The following is a 4,228-nucleotide window of genomic DNA, read 5'->3' as shown; positions in this document are numbered from 1 at the left end:
AAAAACAATTAGAAATTATATATAATTTAGCACAAAAGGAGCTTTTTTAGTTATCTAGGACAGCCCCTAAATTTTTAGATAATGATTCTGGTTTTAGTTTTGATAATGTAAATATAATTAGTTGTGAAACAAAGCAATATTTTGGGAAAAAAGAACCAATAAATATAATAGATAGATTATTATATAAATATAATAAGAAACAAGCATTCGAAGTACATCTTCAAGCTTATATATTACAAAACCTTGATAATGTTAAATTTTTATCTTCTATATTACCAAAAGAGTATTTTCGAGATTATACAATAGAATGGATAGGAAATGAAGTTTCTTGTGGGGTAGGTATGCAACGTATAGATATAATGATTTCATTAATTAATAAGAATGATAATACTAAAAGAATTATTATGCCTATAGAATTAAAGGATGAAGAAATAGACTATAAAAAAATTACAAAACAACTAGAAAGGTATATTAATTGGATTTCTCAATACTATATACCTAATAGAATTAGTTCAATAAAACCTATAATAATAGGTAAATATATAAAAAGTGATATTGAATTAAATAAACTATTAAATGTATTAAAAGAATTTAATCAAATTACAGATAATAATTGTTATGATGTAAGTTATGTAGAATTTAAGATTACTAATAAAGAGATCGTATTTAAAGAGGTAGAATATTAATGAATTATATAGGAAGTAAATTATCTTTATTAGATTTTTTATACAAGTCTATAATGTCTATAATAGATAATAATTGTAATACTTTTTGTGATTTATTTGCAGGTACTGGAATAGTAGGAAGGTATTTTAAATCTAAAAATTTTTCAATTATCGCAAATGATATTCAATATTACAGTTATGTACTTAATAAACATTATATAGAAAATCATAAATATTTAAGTTTTAAAAATCTTGATGATGAAATAAAAGATCTTGAAAAAGCAGATATTAAAGAAAAACATTTAATTGTATGCGAATATTTAAATAATATACCTTATGCTAAAGGTTTTATTTATAATAATTATTCTTTAGGCGGAACTAAGAATAGTGATTATCAAAGAATATATTTTTCAGATGAAAATGCTATGAAATGTGATGCTATAAGAATAAAAATAGAGGAATGGTTTAATAATAAAAAAATTAATGAAAATGAATATTATTTTCTTCTTACAAGTTTGCTTGAAAATATAGATAAATGTGCCAATACGGCATCAGTATACGGAGCATTTTTAAAAGATATAAAGAAAACTGCTTTAAAAACTTTTAATTATTATCCAGTAGATTTTTTTATTAATGATATAGAACATCAAGTATATAATACAGATTCAAATAAGCTAATAGAAAATATAAAAACAGATATTTTATATTTAGATCCTCCATATAATAGAAGACAATATTCAGATAATTATCATATACTTGAAACTATAGCAAAATATGATAATCCCAAAATAAAAGGTAAAACAGGTTTAAGAAATGAAAGAATAAGGTCATTATATTGCAGTAAGAATGATGTTTATAGAGCATTTGAAGATTTAATAAGTAAGGCAAATACTAAATATATATTTTTAAGCTATAACAATGAAGGTTTAATGTCATTAGATGATATAAAGACTATAATGTCCAATAAGGGACAATATGGATTATTTGTAAAAGAGTATAATAGGTTTAAAGCTGATAGTAATAGATATAATGCCGCATCTACAACTTTTGAATACCTTCATTATTGTATATGCTTCTAATAAAAGTATTGCAAATAATATGTTAATTATTTATAATATATACTACGATATAGTAAAGATATTTTACTTTAATTTATTTTTGTAGTTTTATTTTTATTGCAGAGGTATATATGGCAAGAGATGAAGATGATATTATTTTTCAAAAACTTAGAATGAATGTTCAAAGAAATTATCCTAGGGCAGATGATGTAAATAATTATAATCAAAATACTTATAAAAGTAATAATTATTCAAATAAGGATAGCTTAATCATTTTAGAGACAGAAAAAAATATAGAAAGAATATCAGATTTTCACCAAAAAATAGATGATCCTGAATTAACACCTGCTTTAAAAGAGATGATTGATATATTAAAAGAGATGGTAAATTACTCTAAAGCAAATAAAGAGGGTGAAAAAAGATTGGAAAAAATAAATGAATATCATTTACCTACAGCTATAAAAATGCTTAATTCATATATAGATTTCTGTAATTTTCCAGTAAAAAATGCTAATATGGAAAAAACAGCACAAGAAATAGAAGATGTTATAATAAAATTAAATGAAGCATTGAAAAAAATGCTTGTAGAAATGAATCAAAATAGATTAATAGATATAAACAGTGATATAGACGTATTAAAAAACATGCTTGATAAAGATGGTTTTTAATAATCAATAATAAAAAATAAATAAAATGGAGTAGCTTATGGAAAATAATGATCAATTTAATGGACAACAGCCAGACTATAATAATGGTATGCCTAATAACAATATGCAAAACATGAATGGCGGCCAATTTAATGGACAACAGCCAAATTACAATAACGGTATGCCTAATAACAATATGCAAAACATGAATAGCGGTCAATTTAATGGACAGCAGCCAAATTATAATAACGGAATGCCTAATAACAATATGCAAAACATGAATGGCGGTCAATTTAATGGACAGCAGCCGAATTATAATAACGGAATGCCTAATAACAATATGCAAAACATGAATGGCGGTCAATTTAATGGACAGCAGCCAAACTACAACAATGGTATGCCTGTTAATCAAAATATGAATGGTTCTCAGGTTATTGATGTTCAGCCAGTTTATAATCCGCAAATAGTAACTAATTATCAGCCTCAAAATTTGAGTGCAGCATTACAGAATCAAATGCCTGCAGAAGGTGGTAAATTTACACAGGAAGAAATGAATAAGATAAATGAATTATCAAATTCTATTGATTTAAAAGATTCTGTTTCTATAATGTCTTATGGGGCAGCAGCTCAAAATAAGATGATTCAGTTTTCAGAAAATACTTTAAGTAATGTTATGAATAAAGATTTAGGAGAAGTTGGAAATGCTATTACTGAAGTTGTAACAGAACTTAAAGGTTTTGATATAGAAAATGAAACTAAAGGAAAAGGCTTATTCGGATTTTTCAAAAAAGCTGGAAACAGTCTTACTAAATTAAAAACTAAATATACAAATGTAGAAACTAATATTGATAATATAGTTAAAGTTCTTGAAGGACATCAAAGAACTTTACTTAAAGATATAAGTATTTTAGATCAAATGTATAATTATAATTTGGAATATTTAAAAGAATTGGATATATATATACAAGCAGGTAAACAAAAGCTTAATAATTTAATGACTACAGAAATACCAGCATTAGAATCAAAAGCTTTAGCAAGCAATACTCCTGAAGATGCTCAAATGGCTAGAGATATTAAAGATCTTGCTAACAGATTTGAAAAAAGAATTCATGATTTAGAGCTTACAAGAACTATTTCTGTACAAACTATACCTCAAATACGTTTGGTTCAGAATAATAATGTTATAATGTCAGAAAAAATTCAATCAACTATAACAAATACAATACCTCTTTGGAAGAATCAAATGGTTTTAGCTATAGGACTTCATCATTCTAATGAGGCAGCAAAAGCACAAAGAGCAGTTACTGATACTACTAATGAATTATTGAGAAAGAATGCTGATATGCTTAAAACTTCTACTGTAACAACAGCAGAAGAATCTGAAAGAGGAATTGTTGATATAGAAACATTGAAATATACTAATGAACAATTGATTTCTACTTTAGATGAAGTTATGAAAATTCAAACAGAAGGCAGAGAAAAACGCAGAGCAGCAGAGGCAGAACTTAGAAGTATAGAAAATGAACTTAAAGCAAAAATATTAAATATATCAAAAAATTAATAAATCTATTGTAGTTTTGTACATGTGTATAGCTGTATTATTATCGTATGAAAATGTGAAATTATAACATCTCTATTATATAGAAGTACAAAATCGTAAACAGCTCTTTTTTCTCTTTGCCTTTTGCCAAAAGAAGTGCTTTTAGATAAGATTTTTAATAAAAAGAACAATAAAAAATTTACAACTTGAAAATTTTGCATGGGTGCTAGACATATTGCATTTAAGTATTCCTTATCTTTTTGAAGTATAACATAGGTGTATCATAATTTAAAGCTGAATGTATTCGTTTGTAATTCC

4 protein-coding genes are annotated in these 4,228 nt (G+C 25.0%); all 4 read left to right on the top strand.

Annotated features, from left to right (window positions below; translation table 11 throughout):
- Positions 1 to 341: 341 nt before the first annotated feature.
- The 4 genes from Q0K52_RS14615 to Q0K52_RS14600 all read left to right on the top strand — a co-directional run bounded on the left by Q0K52_RS14615 (position 342) and on the right by Q0K52_RS14600 (position 3,931).
- Positions 342 to 686 (top strand): hypothetical protein, encoded by a 345-nt coding sequence (locus Q0K52_RS14615; protein WP_297300616.1) that lies wholly within the window; start codon positions 342 to 344, stop codon positions 684 to 686.
- Complete coding sequence (locus Q0K52_RS14610; RefSeq protein WP_297300615.1) at positions 686 to 1,744, top strand: DNA adenine methylase; 1,059 nt, start codon at positions 686 to 688, stop codon at positions 1,742 to 1,744. Before Q0K52_RS14615 ends, Q0K52_RS14610 begins: the two co-directional genes overlap by 1 nt.
- 110 nt (positions 1,745 to 1,854) lie before the next feature.
- Entirely contained in the window at positions 1,855 to 2,391 is a 537-nt protein-coding gene (locus tag Q0K52_RS14605; protein WP_297300614.1) for a 5-bromo-4-chloroindolyl phosphate hydrolysis family protein, read from the top strand.
- A 493-nt stretch (positions 2,392 to 2,884) separates the two neighbouring features.
- A complete protein-coding gene (locus Q0K52_RS14600; RefSeq protein WP_367271007.1) occupies positions 2,885 to 3,931 on the top strand; it encodes a toxic anion resistance protein in 1,047 nt (348 codons plus the stop codon).
- Positions 3,932 to 4,228 lie beyond the last annotated feature (297 nt).

The sequence above is a fragment of the uncultured Brachyspira sp. genome (genome assembly GCF_944390845.1).
Taxonomy (GTDB): Bacteria; Spirochaetota; Brachyspiria; order Brachyspirales; family Brachyspiraceae; genus Brachyspira; species Brachyspira pulli.
This window is presented reverse-complemented; position numbering and strand designations above follow the sequence as displayed.

Coding starts and splice junctions, on each gene's coding strand:
- Q0K52_RS14615 (WP_297300616.1), top strand. CDS start 342: ATGCAACGTATAGATATAATGATTTCATTAATTAATAAGAATGATAAT.
- Q0K52_RS14610 (WP_297300615.1), top strand. CDS start 686: ATGAATTATATAGGAAGTAAATTATCTTTATTAGATTTTTTATACAAG.
- Q0K52_RS14605 (WP_297300614.1), top strand. CDS start 1,855: ATGGCAAGAGATGAAGATGATATTATTTTTCAAAAACTTAGAATGAAT.
- Q0K52_RS14600 (WP_367271007.1), top strand. CDS start 2,885: ATGCCTGCAGAAGGTGGTAAATTTACACAGGAAGAAATGAATAAGATA.